Annotated in this window: 16 protein-coding genes; 3 read left to right on the forward strand and 13 right to left on the reverse strand. The window is 71.3% G+C overall.

Going from position 1 to position 16064, the window contains the following annotated elements; translation table 11 throughout:
- Positions 1–63: 63 nt before the first annotated feature.
- The 11 genes from ACWA15_RS10695 to ACWA15_RS10745 all read right to left on the reverse strand — a co-directional run bounded on the left by ACWA15_RS10695 (position 64) and on the right by ACWA15_RS10745 (position 9284).
- Positions 64–630: an NUDIX hydrolase gene (locus tag ACWA15_RS10695; protein WP_464055137.1), complete on the reverse strand. Its 567-nt coding sequence runs from the start codon at positions 628–630 to the stop codon at positions 64–66.
- Complete coding sequence (pdxS, locus tag ACWA15_RS10700; protein WP_464055138.1) at positions 627–1568, reverse strand: pyridoxal 5'-phosphate synthase lyase subunit PdxS; 942 nt, start codon at positions 1566–1568, stop codon at positions 627–629. Before pdxS ends, ACWA15_RS10695 begins: the two co-directional genes overlap by 4 nt.
- Positions 1569–1619: 51 nt before the next feature.
- Complete coding sequence (locus ACWA15_RS10705; protein WP_464055139.1) at positions 1620–2339, reverse strand: hypothetical protein; 720 nt, start codon at positions 2337–2339, stop codon at positions 1620–1622.
- Positions 2336–3538 carry a glycosyltransferase family 4 protein gene (locus ACWA15_RS10710; RefSeq protein ID WP_464055140.1) on the reverse strand — a complete coding sequence of 401 codons (1203 nt, stop codon included), beginning with the start codon at positions 3536–3538 and terminating at the stop codon, positions 2336–2338. The genes ACWA15_RS10705 and ACWA15_RS10710 overlap by 4 nt, the downstream gene beginning before the upstream one ends.
- A gap of 2 nt (positions 3539–3540) precedes the next feature.
- Positions 3541–4557 (reverse strand): phosphatidylinositol mannoside acyltransferase, encoded by a 1017-nt coding sequence (locus ACWA15_RS10715; protein ID WP_464055141.1) that lies wholly within the window; start codon positions 4555–4557, stop codon positions 3541–3543.
- A gap of 7 nt (positions 4558–4564) precedes the next feature.
- Positions 4565–5209, reverse strand: a complete 645-nt coding sequence (gene pgsA, locus ACWA15_RS10720) for a phosphatidylinositol phosphate synthase (protein WP_464055143.1) — start codon at positions 5207–5209, stop codon at positions 4565–4567.
- Positions 5210–5214: 5 nt separating this feature from the next.
- Positions 5215–5805 carry an HIT family protein gene (locus tag ACWA15_RS10725; RefSeq protein ID WP_464055145.1) on the reverse strand — a complete coding sequence of 197 codons (591 nt, stop codon included), beginning with the start codon at positions 5803–5805 and terminating at the stop codon, positions 5215–5217.
- Positions 5802–7823 carry a threonine--tRNA ligase gene (gene thrS, locus ACWA15_RS10730; protein WP_464055147.1) on the reverse strand — a complete coding sequence of 674 codons (2022 nt, stop codon included), beginning with the start codon at positions 7821–7823 and terminating at the stop codon, positions 5802–5804. Before thrS ends, ACWA15_RS10725 begins: the two co-directional genes overlap by 4 nt.
- A gap of 123 nt (positions 7824–7946) precedes the next feature.
- Positions 7947–8117, reverse strand: a complete 171-nt coding sequence (locus ACWA15_RS10735; RefSeq protein WP_464055149.1) for a hypothetical protein — start codon at positions 8115–8117, stop codon at positions 7947–7949.
- Positions 8118–8221: 104 nt separating this feature from the next.
- A complete protein-coding gene (locus ACWA15_RS10740) occupies positions 8222–8929 on the reverse strand; it encodes a hypothetical protein (protein WP_464055151.1) in 708 nt (235 codons plus the stop codon).
- Positions 8930–9074: 145 nt separating this feature from the next.
- Complete coding sequence (locus ACWA15_RS10745; RefSeq protein ID WP_464055152.1) at positions 9075–9284, reverse strand: hypothetical protein; 210 nt, start codon at positions 9282–9284, stop codon at positions 9075–9077.
- A 125-nt stretch (positions 9285–9409) separates the two neighbouring features.
- Between ACWA15_RS10745 and ACWA15_RS10750 the strand changes: the two genes are divergently transcribed.
- The 3 genes from ACWA15_RS10750 to ACWA15_RS10760 all read left to right on the forward strand — a co-directional run bounded on the left by ACWA15_RS10750 (position 9410) and on the right by ACWA15_RS10760 (position 14172).
- Positions 9410–12073 carry a helix-turn-helix transcriptional regulator gene (locus ACWA15_RS10750; protein ID WP_464055155.1) on the forward strand — a complete coding sequence of 888 codons (2664 nt, stop codon included), beginning with the start codon at positions 9410–9412 and terminating at the stop codon, positions 12071–12073.
- A gap of 70 nt (positions 12074–12143) precedes the next feature.
- Positions 12144–12785, forward strand: a complete 642-nt coding sequence (locus tag ACWA15_RS10755) for a malonic semialdehyde reductase (RefSeq protein WP_464055157.1) — start codon at positions 12144–12146, stop codon at positions 12783–12785.
- Between the two features lie 31 nt (positions 12786–12816).
- Positions 12817–14172: a DEAD/DEAH box helicase gene (locus ACWA15_RS10760; RefSeq protein WP_464055159.1), complete on the forward strand. Its 1356-nt coding sequence runs from the start codon at positions 12817–12819 to the stop codon at positions 14170–14172.
- A 15-nt stretch (positions 14173–14187) separates the two neighbouring features.
- Here the strand turns inward: ACWA15_RS10760 and ACWA15_RS10765 are convergent, their stop codons facing one another.
- Positions 14188–15027 (reverse strand): class II glutamine amidotransferase, encoded by an 840-nt coding sequence (locus tag ACWA15_RS10765; protein WP_464055161.1) that lies wholly within the window; start codon positions 15025–15027, stop codon positions 14188–14190.
- 123 nt (positions 15028–15150) lie between these two features.
- Positions 15151–16056, reverse strand: coding sequence for a hypothetical protein (locus tag ACWA15_RS10770; protein WP_464055163.1), 906 nt, complete (start codon positions 16054–16056; stop codon positions 15151–15153).
- Positions 16057–16064: the final 8 nt, after the last annotated feature.

Consider the following 16064-nt stretch of genomic DNA (forward strand, 5'->3'; position numbering starts at 1 on the left):
ACCACCCGGTATCAGGTCCCCAGGTCCTATCCGAAGTGTCCAATCCGAAGCACCCGAAGCGCCTCAGTCGTCGTGCTCCACACCGATCACGCGGACGACGCCGTCCCAGCCATCGACGAGCTCTTCCAAGAGGTCGGGCAGCGACCGGGGGAAGATCTCCTGGGACGCGGCGCGCAGCTGCGCCGGGCTCATCCATTCCATCTCGTCGATGAAGCTCACCTCGAGCGCGGACCACCCCTCACGCGTCAGCGTGTGGTCCTCCCCCGAGATCCGGGCCAGGAAGAACTCCTCGTGCTGCAGGCAGTGCTCGCGAGCGAAGTCGAAGATCGCCGACCGCGTGAGGACCGGTCCTTCGAGCTGCGCGTCAGCGAGCTCGATGCCGGTCTCCTCGCGGACCTCGCGCAGCGCAGCCTCGCGTGAGGTCTCCCCTGCGTCGATCCCTCCCCCGACCGTGAACCACCAGCTCCGGGTGGGATTGTCCGCGTCGTGCCCACGCACGAGCAGCGCACGGCCGTCGGCGTCGACGAGCAGCACGCGGGCGGCGTGCCGGGTGCGCATGCCGTCCGGCCCCAGGACCCAGCCCGCGTCGAGCTGGGCCTGGTCGCTGCCGTCTGCGTGCGCCTCCGTCACCAGCCGCGCTCGGCGAGGCGGTGCGGCTCGGGGATCTCCTCGACATTGATGCCCACCATTGCCTCACCGAGGCCGCGGGACACCTCGGCGATGACACCCGGGTCATCGAAGAACGTCGTTGCCTTGACGATCGCTGCAGCGCGCTGGGCGGGGTTGCCGGACTTGAAGATGCCTGAGCCGACGAACACGCCTTCCGCGCCGAGCTGCATCATCATCGCGGCGTCCGCGGGGGTGGCGATGCCACCCGCGGTGAACATCACGACGGGGAGCTTCCCGGTCCGCGCGACCTCCTTGACCAGCTCGTACGGGGCCTGGAGCTCCTTGGCCGCGACGTACAGCTCGTCCTCGGGGAGCGAGGTGAGGTTGCGGATCTGCCCGCGGATGGTGCGCATGTGCGTCGTCGCGTTGGACACGTCGCCGGTCCCGGCCTCGCCCTTGGACCGGATCATCGCGGCGCCCTCGTTGATCCGGCGCAGCGCCTCACCGAGGTTCGTGGCCCCGCAGACGAAGGGCGCGGTGAAGGCCCACTTGTCGATGTGGTGGGCGTAGTCGGCCGGGGTGAGGACCTCGGACTCGTCGATGTAGTCCACGCCCAGCGACTGCAGCACCTGCGCCTCGACGAAGTGCCCGATCCGCGCCTTCGCCATGACCGGGATGGACACGGTGGCGATGATCGCGTCGATCATGTCGGGGTCGCTCATCCGCGACACCCCGCCCTGCGCGCGGATGTCGGCGGGCACCCGCTCGAGGGCCATGACCGCGACCGCTCCGGCGTCCTCGGCGATCTTGGCCTGCTCGGCGTTGACGACGTCCATGATGACGCCGCCCTTGAGCATCTCGGCCATGCCGCGCTTGACCCGGGCGCTGCCGACGACGGCGTCGTTCGCGCTGCTGGTGGCCTCAGATGATGTGTTCTCGCTTGCCACAACAAACCTCATTCGGTCAGGTCGGAGCGCCGCGGCCCGTTGGCCACGACAGTGGGGACGATCCTACGCCGCGGACGCGGACGAGCCGCCGGACTGTCCAGGGGACGTTCCGGGACGGCGCAGCCCGGCCGGCCAGCCGTCGTCGAGCTCGACGGTCTGCGGCATGGCCGCGTGCCCGGCCATGCGCACCGCGCGCACGAGGACCTTGGCGCGCATGCGCTGGGCCTGGTCGACGGCCTCGTTGTGGAACCTGCGCGCCAGCTGGACCCGGTACCAGGCCGCGGCGATCGCGTCGAGGAGGGCCGCACTGTCGGGAGAGGCGTAGAGCTCCTCCGTCTCGGCCGCCTCGTCGAGCACGGTGCGCAGGGTCGCCGAGAGCACGCTCTCGGCCTGGGCCCGTTGGTCGCCCAGCCCGCTGTCCAGGGCATGGGAGACCGTGGTGCGCGACGGCGCCCGCCGGGTCTGGGTGTCCAACCGGGTGGAGAGGATGAGGTCGGCGAGGTCGGGAACCGCGACGACGAGCTCACGCTCCCCCGAGTCCGCGCCCGAGGACGCCTCCCGGGCAGCCTCCACGAGCAGGACCGAGCTCACCGGGTCCAGCAGACCCGACGTCGCGAGCTCGGCCGCGGCGGCAGAGCGGCGCACGAGCTGGGCGTCCAGGGCAAGCCGCGACGCGACGACCTTGCGGTGCAGCCGGTCCAGGCGGGTCGCCGAGACCCAGACGAGCCAGCCCGCCACGAGGAGCACGCAGCCGACCACGACCAAGATCTCCGACCACGTCATCGCGTGACCTCCGTCCATCCGCGACGCCGCGCCGAGGAGGGGTCCTCCTCGACGCCGCCCAGGGCCCGCGAGGCCTCCAGGACCATCTCGTAGACGGTGAGCACCTGAGCGGTCACCGTCGACCAGTCGTACTGCCGGACCGCGACGGAGGCCAGCGCGGACAGCCGCGCGCGTTCGTCGGGGTCGGCCAGGGCCTGGATGACGACCCGGGCCAGGTCGACCGGGTCGCCCGCCTGGAAGACGTATCCGGCGCGACCGTCGTCGAGCACCCGCTGGAAGGCCCCGAGGTCGCTCGCCACGACGCACGCGCCGGCGCTCATCGCCTCCACGAGCACGATGCCGAAGCTCTCTCCCCCGGTCTGGGGGGCGATGTACAGGTCGACCGAGGACAGCAGCTGGGCCTTCTCCTCGTCGGAGATCGACCCGAGGAACTCGACCGAGGCGGCCAGCTCGGGTCCCAGCTCCGCAAGGGCCTGGTCGCGTCCTTCGTCGCCGCGCCCAGCCACCAGGAACCGAGCACCGGGCACCTGCCGCAGGATCTCCGGGATCGCGGCGGTCAGCACCGGCAGACCCTTGCGGGACTCGTCCAGGCGCCCCAGGAACGCGACGGTCGGCGCCTCGAGCGTGCCCACCCACGCCGGGTTGGCGACGGCGGCGGCGAAGATGTCGACGTAGACGCCGTTCGGGATGACGACCGCGTCGCCGCCCATGTGCTCGACGAGCGTGCGGCGGGCGTCCTCGGACACGGCGATCCGCGCGGAGATCTTCTCGAGCGACTGACGCACGAGCGGGTAGGCGGCCTGCAGGGCCCGGGAGCGGATGAGCGCGGTGTGGAAGGTGGCCACGATCGGCCCACGGGCGATCCACAGCGCGAGCATGCCCAGGCTCGGGGTGACCGGCTCGTGCAGGTGCAGCACGTCGAACTCCCCCTCCTTGAGCCAGCGGCGCACCCGGGCGGCGGTCCGCGGGCCGAAGGTCATCCGGGCCACCGCACCGTTGTACTTCACCGGGATCGCCTTGCCCGCGGACGTGATGTAGTCCGGGATCGGGGTGTCCTCGTCCGCGGGGGCCAGCACGGACACCGAGTGTCCCTGGGCCATGAGCGCCTCGGCGAGGTCGCGGACGTGGAACTGGACCCCTCCGGGCACGTCGAAGGAGTACGGGCAGACGATGCCCACCCGAAGACTGCGCGATGCCATCGTCACTCCGTCTCCTGCGTCAGCGGCAGGGCTTGGTCGGTCGGTGCAGCCTCGGTCGGTGCAGCCTCGGTCGGTGCAGCCTCGGTCGTGCGGGCGTAGCGATCGGCGTCGAGGTCGGCGATGAACACCTTCTGGAGCATGTGCCAGTCCTGGGGGAACTCGCGGATGTCCTCGCTGAGCACGCTGACCCAGCCCTGGGTCATGGCCGCGATCCGCTCGCTCTTGGTGCCCTCGACGGCGGCCGCGACCGGTGGGTGGAAGCGGATGACGACCCCCCACGGGGTGCCGGCCGCGCGGCGTCGGGCACCGGTGAGACGCTCGTAGTAGAGCCCGGTCGGGAGGAGCGGGGCTCCGCAGGAGACCGCGAGTGCCGCCGGACCGGCGGCCACCCGCGCCCGGTGCCCGAGGTAGTCCACCTCGACCCCGTTGCGGGTGAGGTCCCGGTCGGCCAGCAGGCAGATGATCCGCGCAGCCTCCCCGCCCCGCGCCGCGCGCATGAGCTCGCGGAAGACGCCGGGGTCCCCCGCGGTGAGGATCTCCATGCCCAGGGCTTGGCGGAAGGCCAGGAACTCCTGGTAGATCTCGGGCGGCTCGAGCCGCTCGGCGACGGTGAGGACGGGGGCGATGTGGACGTTCGCGTAGACGCCCGCGAGGTCCCAGTTGCCCTGGTGGGTCAGCGCGAGGATCGGGGTGATGCCGGCCTCGGTGAACTGGGAGCACTCGGAGAAGTTCTCCACCCGGACCCGCGCCTGGATCTGCGCCGGCGTCGCGTGGCGCAGCACGAAGGCCTCGCCGTAGTAGCGCATGTAGGACCGCATGCCCGCGCGGGTCAGCGCCCGGAGCTCCCGCTCGGTCGCCTCCGGGCGCACCCGGGCCAGATTCGCACGCAGCTGCCCGACGCCGCCCGCACCGGTCAGCGACGCGACGTCGGCTCCCAGGGTGATGAGTCCGCGCAGGACCGGTCCGGGGACCTTGCCGGCGTGCCGCCAGGCGAGGTGGAAGACGGTTGCCGCGCTCATCCCCATCTCAGGCCTCGCTCGGGGTCGTCGCGGCCGGGCGGACCGCCCGGGCCTGCGTACGGACGGTGGCCATCCGCTGGCCCACCGTGATCAGGCTCGCGACGGCGAGCACGCCGAGCAGGACGAGCGCCACACCGACGGGCAGCCCGAACCCGACCAGCACCGCGCCGAGGAGGGAGACCACCAGCCGTTCCCCGCGCTCGGCGATCCCGACGTTCGCGGTCATGCCCAGCCCTTCGGCCCGGGCCCGGGCGTAGGAGACCATCGACCCCAGGACGAGGCAGCTCAGCGCCACGATCGCGCCGACGGTGCGGACCGACCCGTCCGTCTGGAGGAGGAAGTACCCGGTGAGGCCGCAGAAGATCGCGGCGTCGGCGAGCCGGTCCAGGGTGGAGTCGAGGAAGGCGCCCCACGGACCGGACCGTCCGGCCAGGCGCGCCATCGTCCCGTCGAGGGAGTCGGAGAGCGCGAAGAGCGCGATGACGAGCGCGCCGAGCGCGAGATGACCGGTGGGGAACGCCCACAGCGCGGTGACGACCACGCCGACGGTCCCGAACACCGTGACGGCGTCCGGGGACACGCCCATCCTCAGCAGGATGCGCGCCAACGGGTTGAAGAGGGTCGTCATGACACCTCTGAGTCGGCTCAGCACGGCAGCTACTCCTCGGTGTCGGTCGGGATGGTGGTCGGGATGTCGGTCGGGACGGTCGCCACGACGGGCCACCGGGCGGCGAGCAGGTCCCGGGTCTGGGACAGCAGCTGGGGCAGCGCCTTCGTCTGGGCGACGACGGGCAGGAAGTTCGCGTCGCCGGCCCACCGGGGCACCACGTGCTGGTGCAGGTGCGCGGCGATCCCGGCCCCGGCCACCTCACCCTGGTTCATGCCGAGGTTGAACCCGTGCGGCGCGGAGACCTCACGCATCACGCGCATCGCCGTCCGGGTGAGCTCGGCCACCTCGGCCACCTCGGCGGGTGTGAGGTCGGTGTAGTCCGCGACGTGCCGGTAGGGGCACACGAGCAGGTGACCGGCGTTGTACGGGTAGAGGTTGAGGACCACGAAGGCCACCGTCCCCCGAGCGACGATCAGCGCGTCGGCGTCGTCGCGGGCGGGGATGGTGCAGAACGGGCAGGACTCCGGCGAGGCGTCCGCCGGCTTGTCCTGACCGCCGATGTACACCATCCGGTGCGGCGTCCAGAGCCGGTCGAACCCGTCCGGGACGCCGGGATGCTCGGCGGCGGACTCGCTCACACCTGCACCCGGTCCCGCACCGCCGCGAGGACCCGCTCGATCGCCTCGGCGACGGGCACGCCGTTGTCCTGGCGGCCGTCCCGGTACCGGAAGGACACCGCTCCAGCCTCAGCGTCCTCCCCGCCCGCTATGAGGACGAAGGGGATCTTCTGGGTGCTCGCGGTGCGGATCTTCTTGGCGAACCGGTCCGTGCCGTCGTCGAGGTCCGCCCGGATCCCGCTCGCGCGCAGCTGTGCGACGACCTCGGCCAGGTAGTCGTTGAACGGTTCGGCGACCGGGACCGCGAGGACCTGGACCGGGGCGAGCCAGGCCGGGAACGCGCCGGCGTAGTGCTCGGTGAGGACGGCGAAGAACCGCTCGATCGAGCCGAAGAGGGCACGGTGGATCATCACCGGACGCTGACGCGTGCCGTCTGCCGCGGCGTACTCGAGGTCGAACTTCTCGGGCAGGTTGAAGTCGAGCTGGATGGTCGACATCTGCCAGGTCCGCCCGATGGCGTCCTTGGCCTGGACGGAGATCTTCGGGCCGTAGAACGCGGCGCCGCCCGGGTCGGCGACGAGCTCGAGACCGGACTCGGTGGCGACCTCCTCGAGGGTGCGGGTCGCCTCCTCCCACACCTCGTCCGATCCGACGGACTTCTCCGGGTCGCGGGTGGACATCTCGAGGTAGAAGTCGTCGAGCCCGTAGTCCTTGAGCAGGCCGAGGACGAAGGTCAGGGCGTTGGTCAGCTCGCTCTTCATCTGCTCGCGCGAGCAGTAGATGTGCGCGTCGTCCTGGGTGAAGCCGCGGGCACGGGTCAGGCCGTGCACCACGCCGGACTTCTCGTAGCGGTAGACGGTGCCGAACTCGAAGAGGCGCAGCGGCAGCTCGCGGTAGGACCGCCCGCGGGAGGAGAAGATGAGGTTGTGCATGGGGCAGTTCATCGGCTTGAGGTAGTAGTTCTGCCCGGCCTTGCGCACGTTGCCGTCGCTGTCGCGCTCCTCGTCGAGGTGCATCGGGGGGTACATGCCCTCGGAGTACCAGTCCAGGTGCCCGGAGGTCTGGAAGAGCTGCTCCTTGGTGATGTGCGGGGTGTTGACGAAGGAGTAGCCCTCCTCGAGGTGCCGCTTGCGGGAGTACTGCTCCATCTCCGAGCGGATGATGCCGCCCTTGGGGTGGAACACCGCCAGGCCGGAGCCGATCTCGTCCGGGAAGGAGAAGAGGTCGAGCTCGGTGCCCAGGCGGCGGTGGTCGCGGCGCTCGGCCTCGGCGAGGCGCTCGAGGTGCTCCTTGAGCTCGTCCTTGGTGGGCCAGGCGGTCCCGTAGATGCGCTGCAGCTGGGGGTTCTTCTCACTGCCCCGCCAGTACGCCGCGGCCGTGCGCATGAGCTGGTACCCGTTCCCGATGAGCCGGGTGCTGGGCAGGTGCGGTCCGCGGCACAGGTCAGACCAGGCGACCTCGCCGTTGCGCCGGACGTTGTCGTAGATGCTCAGCTCGCCCGCGCCGACCTCGACGTCGGCGCCCTCGCCGGCAGTCTCGCTCGAGCCCTTGAGGCCGATGAGCTCGACCTTGTACTGCTCCCCCGCCAGCTCGGTGAGCGCATCGGCATCGGTGACCACGCGACGTCGGAACGTCTGGCCTTCCTTGACGATGCGCATCATGGCCTTCTCGAGGGCCTTGAGGTCCTCGGGGGTGAACGGCTCGGCGACGTCGAAGTCGTAGTAGAAGCCGTCCTTGATGGGCGGGCCGATGCCGAGCTTGGCGGTCGGGTTGACCTGCTGGACCGCCTGAGCCAGCACGTGCGCGGCCGAGTGGCGCAGCACGGCGAGGCCGTCCGGGGAGTCGATGGTCACCGACTCCACGACGTCGCCGGCGGCCAGCTCGGAGCTGAGGTCCTTGAGCTCACCGCCGATCCGCACGACGACGACGTCGCGCCGCTCGGTGAACAGCTCCGCCGCGGTCGCGCCCGTGGTCACCGTGGTCTGCTCGCCGTCGAGGGTGATGGTTACCTGGGGCTGCAGCGACGGCGGCTGGGACACGGTGGTCTTCTCCTAGAACGTTCGAGGGGCATGCTCGTGCGAGCGTGCCCCTCGATGTTACCGATGTTGACCCACGTCGTGGGCCACAACCACGCCCGTGCGGCGCCCGGTCCGGTGAATCTGTCAGTCGTTGGCCTTCTTGGCCTTCTCCACCAGAGCCTCGACGTGCCCGTCGACCGACTCGGGCGTCGCCGACTTGATCTTGTCCCCGATGGCGTCGATCTTGTCGTCGGTGAGGAACTCCTTCGCCTTGCTGGCGAAGTCGCCCAGTCCGCCCTTTGACTGCTCGCTCATTGTCGGCTCCCACCGCTCGGTGCCGTCGTGGTCGACGACGCTCGAAGCGAAACTACCCCGCGTGGGGTCATCACACGACCGCAGGCGGCTGGCTGCTGCCACCACTAGGCCACTGCCAGCTCACCGCGAGCGCGGCGGAACAGGACGATGGCTGCGGCGGCGGCCACCCAGAGCGGGATGACCAGGACGACGGCGCGGACGTAGGTGAGGGTGACCAGCAGCGCCAGCGCTCCGAGGTAGCTCAGGACTGCGAACCACCGGGGGAACAGGTGCGCCCGCCAGGCCCGGGTCGTGCTGACGATCATGAAGATCGCGGCGGTGCGGACCGCGAAGATCATGAGGATCGCCTCCCCGAGGGTGGTCATCGTCAGCAGCTGGGCGATCGTGGTCGCGTCGTCGACGCCGCCCAGCCTGACCCCGGCCACGCCGGTGACCGACGCGGCCGCTCCGGTGAAGATCATGGCGACGAACAGCACACCGCAGGCCAGCTGCACGGTCCCGAGCAGGGTGTCCTCTCGCTGGGCCAGCAGGCCCATGCGGTGGCGGGTGGCCGCGACGAACCACAGGAAGCACACCCCGGCGAAGGGGACCAGGTAGCACCCGGCGAGGAGGAGCATCCAGCCGTTCGTCCCCTGGTAGAAGGCCAGGACGGCATCGATGTCGGTCTCGTCGGGGGGACGACGGTCCAGGAGCAGGAACCCGGCGGTGAAGAGCACCGCGAAGGCCAACCCGGCCACGCCGGCGCCCGAGCCCTGGAGCCGGCGCCGCTCGGGCTCGGACGGGGGCGAGACGGACCCTGGTGCAGCAGACACACGATCCCCTCCCAGGTGAGCCCCGCCTCCGCAGCAGGGTCTGCCACGCCCGGGCAGCCCGGACGCTCGTCCCACCAGCCTGCGCCGCTCAGCACGCCAGGACATCACCCACTAACGGTGAGATAGTCACGATATGGAGTACGTCCTACGTGGCTGGGGCGTCCGGAACCGATCGCATCTCGCTCACCCGGAGGCCCAGATCATGGAGCAGCACCACGACACCGCTCAGCGCCGCAGTGTCCGGCACCCGGCACACCAGATCGGTGTGGCTGCCGTCGGGGCTCACCGTGACGTCCACGAAGTCGTAGAGCATGACCGAGTCGACCCGCCCCACGACTCGAATCAGGTAGAGCACACCAGCCCCCTCCTTCACCGCGTCGTGGTTCACCGTGCGTGGATTCTCCTGCCCCACCCTGCCCGCTCCCAGGCGGTCACCACCTCATGCACACCGGATGAGGTCGCTCCTCGCGGGGGGCGACGATGACACCGGCCACCGATCCGGGCGGGCACCGGCTCCCGGCCCGCAAGATCCACCCCTCCCCGCCGCCTGCCGTGCACATCGCCAGGCCGGCCGTCGCCGCGCGCCTGGACGACGGCGTCGAGGCGACGTCGGTCACGCTGCTCTCGGCCCCGACCGGGTACGGGAAGTCGACCCTGCTCGGGACGTGGGCCACGTCGACCGCGCGGACCGTGGCGTGGCTGACCCTCGACGAGCTCGACAACGACGCCTGCACCCTGTGGCTCGGGATCCACGGCGCCCTCACGGCGGCCCTGGTGCGCAGCGGCCAGGAGGACTCCGTCCAGCTGGCCGACGCCGCCCCACCCCGCCGTCCCGGGGACGCCGGCCCCGCGATCGACGACCTCCTGGCCCGGCTCGACGGGCTCACGCACCCGCTCGTGCTCGTCCTGGACAACGTGGACGAGATCAGCGGCCCCGAACCTCGCGCTGTGCTCGACCGGCTGCTGCGGTACGCCCCGCCCAGTCTCCGGCTCGTGCTGTCCGGGCGGTTCGACCCTCCGCTGGCCCTCCAGCGTGTGCGGGCCGCGGGTCAGCTCACCGAGCTACGCCACGGCGACCTGCGGTTCTCGGCACCTGACACGCTCCGCCTCGCCGACCTCTGCCAGGTCCCGCTGACCGCACAGGACCAGCAGGACCTGCACACCGCGACGGGGGGCTGGCCGGTCGCGGTAAAAATGGCGCTCGTCGCGATGGCCCGTACCCCGGCCGACCTCACCCTCAAGCCGCTGCTCAGCCCGACGAGCCCGATCGCCGACGTGCTCGTCTCCGACATCCTGGCGAGCCTGGACCCTGAGCTGGCGCAGTTCGTCCTGCGGGCCACCACCTGCCGCACGGTCGATGCTGTGCTCGCCGACGCCCTCAACGGCGGGTCCGGCGGGGCGCGGCTGCTCGCCGAGTGCGTGGACCGCGGGCTGTTCCTGGACCGCCAGACGACCGAGGAAGCCGCGCCGGTGTCCTACCGGTGGCAGGACTTCTTCGCGGCGCAGTGCCAGGCCAAGCTGGCCGGCTCACGCCCCCAGCACTGGCGCGCTCTGCACCGCAGCGCCGCGCACTACTGGCGCCAGCGCGACCTCGACGAGGCCGTCACGCACGCCCTGCGTGGGGGGCGGCCCGCCCTGGCCGCCACGTACCTGCAGGAACGATGGATCGAGCTGGTGCTCCGCGGGGACCACGCCCTCCTGCTGACGCTGTGCCACCGGATCCCGGCGCCCCTCGACGAGAGCCCCGAGCTGCTCCTGCTCATGGCCGTGTGCCACTACCTCGGCGGTGACCAGACCCAGGCCGACCTGCTGCTGCGCCGGGCCGCCCTCCCCCACCGGCTGCCCGGCCAGCGCGCCGGCGAGGACCACCCCTTCGCTCTCCTCGAGCAGCTGCTCGGGGTCGTGATGACCGGGAGCCACCCTGATCTGGGGTCGATGGCGACCCTCGGGGAAGACCTCCTGCGGACCCAGTCCCCCAGGCAGGACGCGGTCGTCGTGGCCGGGGCGGAGCACATCGTGGGCCAGCTGCTGGCGCGGGCCGGGCGGCCCACCACGGCGACCGCTCTCCTCGAGGCCTCGACCGCGGTCGCCACGTCGCGATCGATGACAGCGCTGCGCCTGGCCGGTGAGTCCGAGCTCTCCCTCCTGGTCCGCGAGCGCGAGGGCTGCGGGCCGGGGCGCAGCGCCGCCCGCGCGGTCCTCGACGCGGCAGGACACCTCGGCTGGGAGGGCGCGCCCATCCTGGCCCCCGCCTGTCTCACGCTGGCCCTGGGTGAGTACGACCGCGACGACCTCAGCGCCGCGAAGGGCTGGGCCACCCGGGCCCTGCGCACCGCTCAGCGCGGGGACCGCGCCCTGTGCGCACTCGCCCGGGCGGCCCTCCTGGAGATCGCATTGGCCGCCGGAGACCCGGCCGCCGCCCAGGAGCACTCCGCAGCCTTGGCGTCCGAGGCACCGTCGGGACTGCCACCCTACTGGCCGGTCTTCGCGGCCGTGCTCGACGCGCGCCGGCACCTGGCCCACGGCGAGATCGACGCCGCGGTCGAGATCGTGACCGGCCTGGGAACCCGGCCGCAGACGGCCGGTCACCCCGGGTCCGTGGTGTGGGTGGCGGAGATCCTGCGCCGGGTGGGCGATGCGGCTGGGGCCCGCGAGGTGCTGCGCTCCTTCCCACCCGACTGTCCGGCGAGCCACCTCCTCGTGCGCCGGTTGCTCGTAGACGCGCTGCTGGCGGTCGCCGGCGGCGACCGGGACGGTGGTCACCAGCTCCTCGAGGACGCGCTGGCCGCCGCCGAGCCGGAGGACGTGCGCCGTCCGTTCACCGATCGCGGCCAGGAGATCCTTCCGCTGCTCGCGGAGCACCTGGCCTGGGGAGGTGAGCATGCGGCCTTCACCGTCGCGCTGCTCGACCACCTGCCGTCCGCACCCGCCGCTCCCGCCGTCCGCTCCTACTGGTCGCTCACCCCGCGCGAGCACGAGGTGCTGCAGTACCTGCGCTCCACGATGACCGCCGCGGACATCGCCTCGGCGGCCTTCGTCTCGATCAACACCGTCAAGACGCACCAGCGGGCGATCTACCGCAAGCTCGGGGTCGAGGGGCGCCGGGAGGCGGTGCGGGTCGCGACCGACCGCGGCCTGCTCTGACGGCGCGCGTGTGGGGAACATCACCCGCGGTCCGGGAAGGGTGGTGGCCTGTCCCCAGGTTGTCTCGAGCATGACCACCGAGACCTCCGCCCCGCTCGACGCCGCCTTCGACGACCTCCTCGAGATCGACGCTGCCACCGCTGACCTGCTCTTCCGCGAGGCGCGCACGGTCAACTCCTTCGAGGACACCGAGGTGACGGACGCGCAGATCCAGGCCGCCTACGACCTCGTGCGATGGGGCCCGACGGCGATGAACACCCTGCCGCTGCGCCTCTTCCTCGTGCGCGACGCCGGTGCGCGAGCGCGCCTGGTCGAGCACCTGGGCGAGGGCAACAAGGCCAGGGCCCTGGCCGCTCCACTGACCATCGTCGCGGCCGCGGACCCCAACTTCCACGTGCACCTCGCGGTTCTCGCCCCGCACCTGGAGGGCGCCCGGGAACGCTTCGACGCGGCGGGTGAGGAGAAGCGCGCCGAGATGGCTCGCACGTCGGCCCTCATCCAGGTCGGGTACTTCATCGTCGGTCTGCGCGCGGCCGGTCTGCACGTCGGGCCGATGGGCGGTTTCGACGCCGCCGGCGTCGACGCCGAGTTCTTCGTCGAGAACGGCTGGAAGTCGGTGCTCGTCCTCAACGTGGGCACGCCGGCCGGCGAGGGCGCCTCGCACCCGCGCCAGTCGCGGCTGGGCTTCGACGAGGTCTCCCTCACCGTCTGAGGCAGGGTGCGTCGGGCACAATGGAGGCACCATGACGAGCTTCCACGACTTCCCCCTGCCCGCCGCCGTGCGCCAGGAGCTCACCGACCAGGGCATCACCAGCCCGTTCCCCATCCAGGTCGCGACCCTTCCGGACACCCTCGCCGGCAAGGATGTGCTCGGCCGGGGACGCACGGGTTCAGGCAAGACGCTCGCCTTTGCGCTCCCCCTGGTGACGCGGCTCGGCGCATCAAGCACCAAGCGTCCGGTCCGCCGTCCGCGCGGTCTCGTGCTGTGCCCCACGCGCGAGCTCGCCAACCAGATCAACGCCACCGTGGAGCCGCTCGCCCGGGCTCTCGGCCTGGTCACCACGGTGATCTTCGGCGGTGTCTCGCAGAACCGTCAGGTCTCCGCGCTCAACGGCGGCGTCGACATCGTCATCGCCTGTCCCGGCCGTCTCGAGGACCTGCTCAAGCAGAAGGTCCTCACGCTGGACTCCATCGAGATCACCGTCCTCGACGAGGCCGACCACATGGCCGAGCTCGGGTTCTTGCCCAGCGTCCGGCGCATCGTGGACAAGACCCCGCGGCGTGGCCAGTTCATGCTGTTCAGCGCCACCTTGGACAACGGTGTCGACCAGCTCGTCGACCGCTATCTCGACCGGCCGGCGACCCACTCCGTCGACAGCGCCGAGTCTCCGGTGGCCGCCATGACCCACCACATCTTCGCCGTGCGCGACGCCGCCGAGAAGAACGCCGTCATCGCCGAGCTGGCCGCGGGTCTTGGACGCCGGGTGCTGTTCACGCGCACCAAGCACGAGGCCAAGAACCTAGCGAAGAACCTCACCGCGCAGGGCATCCCCGCGGTGGAGCTGCACGGCAACCTCGCCCAGAACGCCCGCGAGCGCAACCTCGCGGCGTTCTCCTCGGGGGCGGTGCGGGTGCTCGTCGCCACCGACATCGCTGCGCGCGGGATCCACGTCGACGAGATCGACCTCGTCGTTCACGTGGACCCTCCCACGGAGCACAAGGCGTACCTGCACCGGTCGGGCCGCACCGCGCGCGCCGGGCTCGGGGGCGACGTCGTCACGATCATCCTCCCCGAGCAGCACGGCGAGATGCGCGACCTCATCCGGCTCGCGAAGATCAGCGCGAAGCCCCAGCCCGTGTCCGTCGGGGCAGCCGCCATCAGGCGGCTCGTGGGTGAGGCTGCCGCGTTCGTGCGGCCATCGTCGAAGACGGGGGCCGGTCAGGCCGTCCGCTCGGCCCGGGCGTCGGGGGCGTCGGACGAGGCCCCTTCCCCGAGTGTTCAGGCGCCGGGTGGCCGTCCGGCGTCGGGTGGCCCCGGCCCGGCCCGTAGCGGCGGCCCGCCGAAGAGGTCACGCTCCGGCGGACAGCGCCGGAGCTGACCCGTACGGCGCCGCTCATCGCTCCCCAGCACCTGCAGGCACGAAGTCGTGGAGCGTCTCGTGACCACCGTGGACCGTGAGGCACGTGGACTCCGGCACCTCCCGCCAGGCTCCCCGCAGGTCCCCGAGCGGTTCGGACACCACCAGCCGCGCGTCCTCGGACAGCTGCTGGAGCACTGGGTGGTCGGGGTACTGGAGCCGGAGGGTCTCGACGTCCTCGTTGTGGAACAGCGACCGGGACCTGCCTTCGCTGGAATAGCGGAACGCCCAGGTGGTGTCTCCGTCGGTGGTGGCCACGGTCATCTGGATCGGGTGCTGGATCCCGTGACGGTGACCCGTCTCCTCGATCAGACCGACGGCCCGAGCCACCGCGCCGGGGGGATCGTCGGCGAGCCCGAACGTCAGGGCGAGGAAGAAGAAGAGCTCGGAGTCCGTCGACCCCTCGATGTCTGGGAACAGGCTCGGGGCGACCGTCAGCGCGAGGTCACGCTTGACCGACGGAAAGCCCGTAATGGCACCGTTGTGCATCCAGAGCCAGCGGCCGTGCCGGAACGGATGACAGTTGGTCTGCTGGACAGCGGTGCCGGTCGAGGCACGGATGTGTGCGAAGACGCGTCCGCCGGATGCGTGCGCCGAGAGCTCTCGCAAGTTGCGGTCGTTCCACGCCGGCTCGGTGCTGCTGTAGATGCCTGGCACCTCCTGGGCGCCGTACCAGCCCACACCGAAGCCGTCACCGTTGATCGTCTCCGCACCCAGACGTGAATGCCTGCTCTGGACCACGAGCGAGTTCTCAGGCTTGAAGAGAAGGTCCTCCAGGAGCACCGGGGAACCGGAGTACGCGAGCCAACGACACATGTCCACTCTCCATCTACTCATCGACCGGGGACGGAGGACCCTTCCAGTTCATGCCGCGAGCGCGCACCGCGGCTCACCCCCCAGGGGTGAATGTGGGTGGGTGCCTTCGGGAGCAGCTGCGGGCTAGGCCGAGCTGACGCCCGGGCGTTCGACCAGCTGGAGGGCGCCCCCGAGGACGAAGCACACCGCACCGGCGAACGTGCCCCAGTCGACGAGGTTGAGGTTGACCGCCGCGGAGGTCGCCGGACGGGTGAAGGCCGCGAGTCCGGCGAGGAAGAACACCAGCGATCCCAGCTGGTTGACCGCGACGACCCACCAGCCGAGTTCGTCGAACCGGACGCCGGGGTGGCCGTGGCAGACCTCGAGGAGGGCCAGGTGTCCCGAGACGAGGAAGCACACGCACCCGATCATGTCCGGCAGCCAGATCCAACCGTTGGACTGACGCGCCGTCAGGTCCGAGGCGTAAGCGGCGACCAGGCTGACGCCGAAGAACACGGTGCCGACGAACAGCACCGCGGCGCTGACCCAGCCGATCTGCCGAGGCCGCCACGCCCACCATCGCCACGACACCGACCGCAACGATCCGTGCTCGTCGATGTCGCTCGGGGCATTCGACGCCTGGACGACAGAGGCGTAGCCACCCACGCTGAACCAGACGCCCCCGACGAGGTAGACCAGATCCTCGTCACGGACACTGCCGATGTCCTGGTTCGCGAGCACGGCGCCGAGGGCAAACAGCGAACCTCCCAGGATGAACGCGATCCCCGCGACCCAGTTGACGCGAGCCAGCCGACGCGCGGTCGTCGGCTCCGAAGCGACGATCCGGGTCACCTGCCCGGCCGCATCCCGGATCTCGATCCATCCACGTCGGCGCGCCAACCGGGAGGCCCAGTGCGCGGTCGACCCGTCCGCCAGGTGCCACGTCATCCGGGTGGCGAACCAGCCCGTCCCGTCCACCTGTCCGAGCACCCAGCGCGCGGGGTGGGTGATCGTCGATCCGCCGGGTCTGCCGTGGTCAGGTCGCTGCATCGGACGCC

This window comes from Sanguibacter sp. TS_SC_8, assembly GCF_055361235.1.

Coding starts and splice junctions, on each gene's coding strand:
- pdxS (WP_464055138.1), bottom strand. CDS start 1,568: ATGAGGTTTGTTGTGGCAAGCGAGAACACATCATCTGAGGCCACCAGC.
- ACWA15_RS10735 (WP_464055149.1), bottom strand. CDS start 8,117: ATGAGCGAGCAGTCAAAGGGCGGACTGGGCGACTTCGCCAGCAAGGCG.
- ACWA15_RS10715 (WP_464055141.1), bottom strand. CDS start 4,557: ATGAGCGCGGCAACCGTCTTCCACCTCGCCTGGCGGCACGCCGGCAAG.
- ACWA15_RS10755 (WP_464055157.1), top strand. CDS start 12,144: ATGACCACCGAGACCTCCGCCCCGCTCGACGCCGCCTTCGACGACCTC.
- ACWA15_RS10770 (WP_464055163.1), bottom strand. CDS start 16,056: ATGCAGCGACCTGACCACGGCAGACCCGGCGGATCGACGATCACCCAC.
- ACWA15_RS10760 (WP_464055159.1), top strand. CDS start 12,817: ATGACGAGCTTCCACGACTTCCCCCTGCCCGCCGCCGTGCGCCAGGAG.
- ACWA15_RS10750 (WP_464055155.1), top strand. CDS start 9,410: ATGACACCGGCCACCGATCCGGGCGGGCACCGGCTCCCGGCCCGCAAG.
- ACWA15_RS10765 (WP_464055161.1), bottom strand. CDS start 15,027: ATGTGTCGTTGGCTCGCGTACTCCGGTTCCCCGGTGCTCCTGGAGGAC.
- ACWA15_RS10705 (WP_464055139.1), bottom strand. CDS start 2,339: ATGACGTGGTCGGAGATCTTGGTCGTGGTCGGCTGCGTGCTCCTCGTG.
- ACWA15_RS10710 (WP_464055140.1), bottom strand. CDS start 3,538: ATGGCATCGCGCAGTCTTCGGGTGGGCATCGTCTGCCCGTACTCCTTC.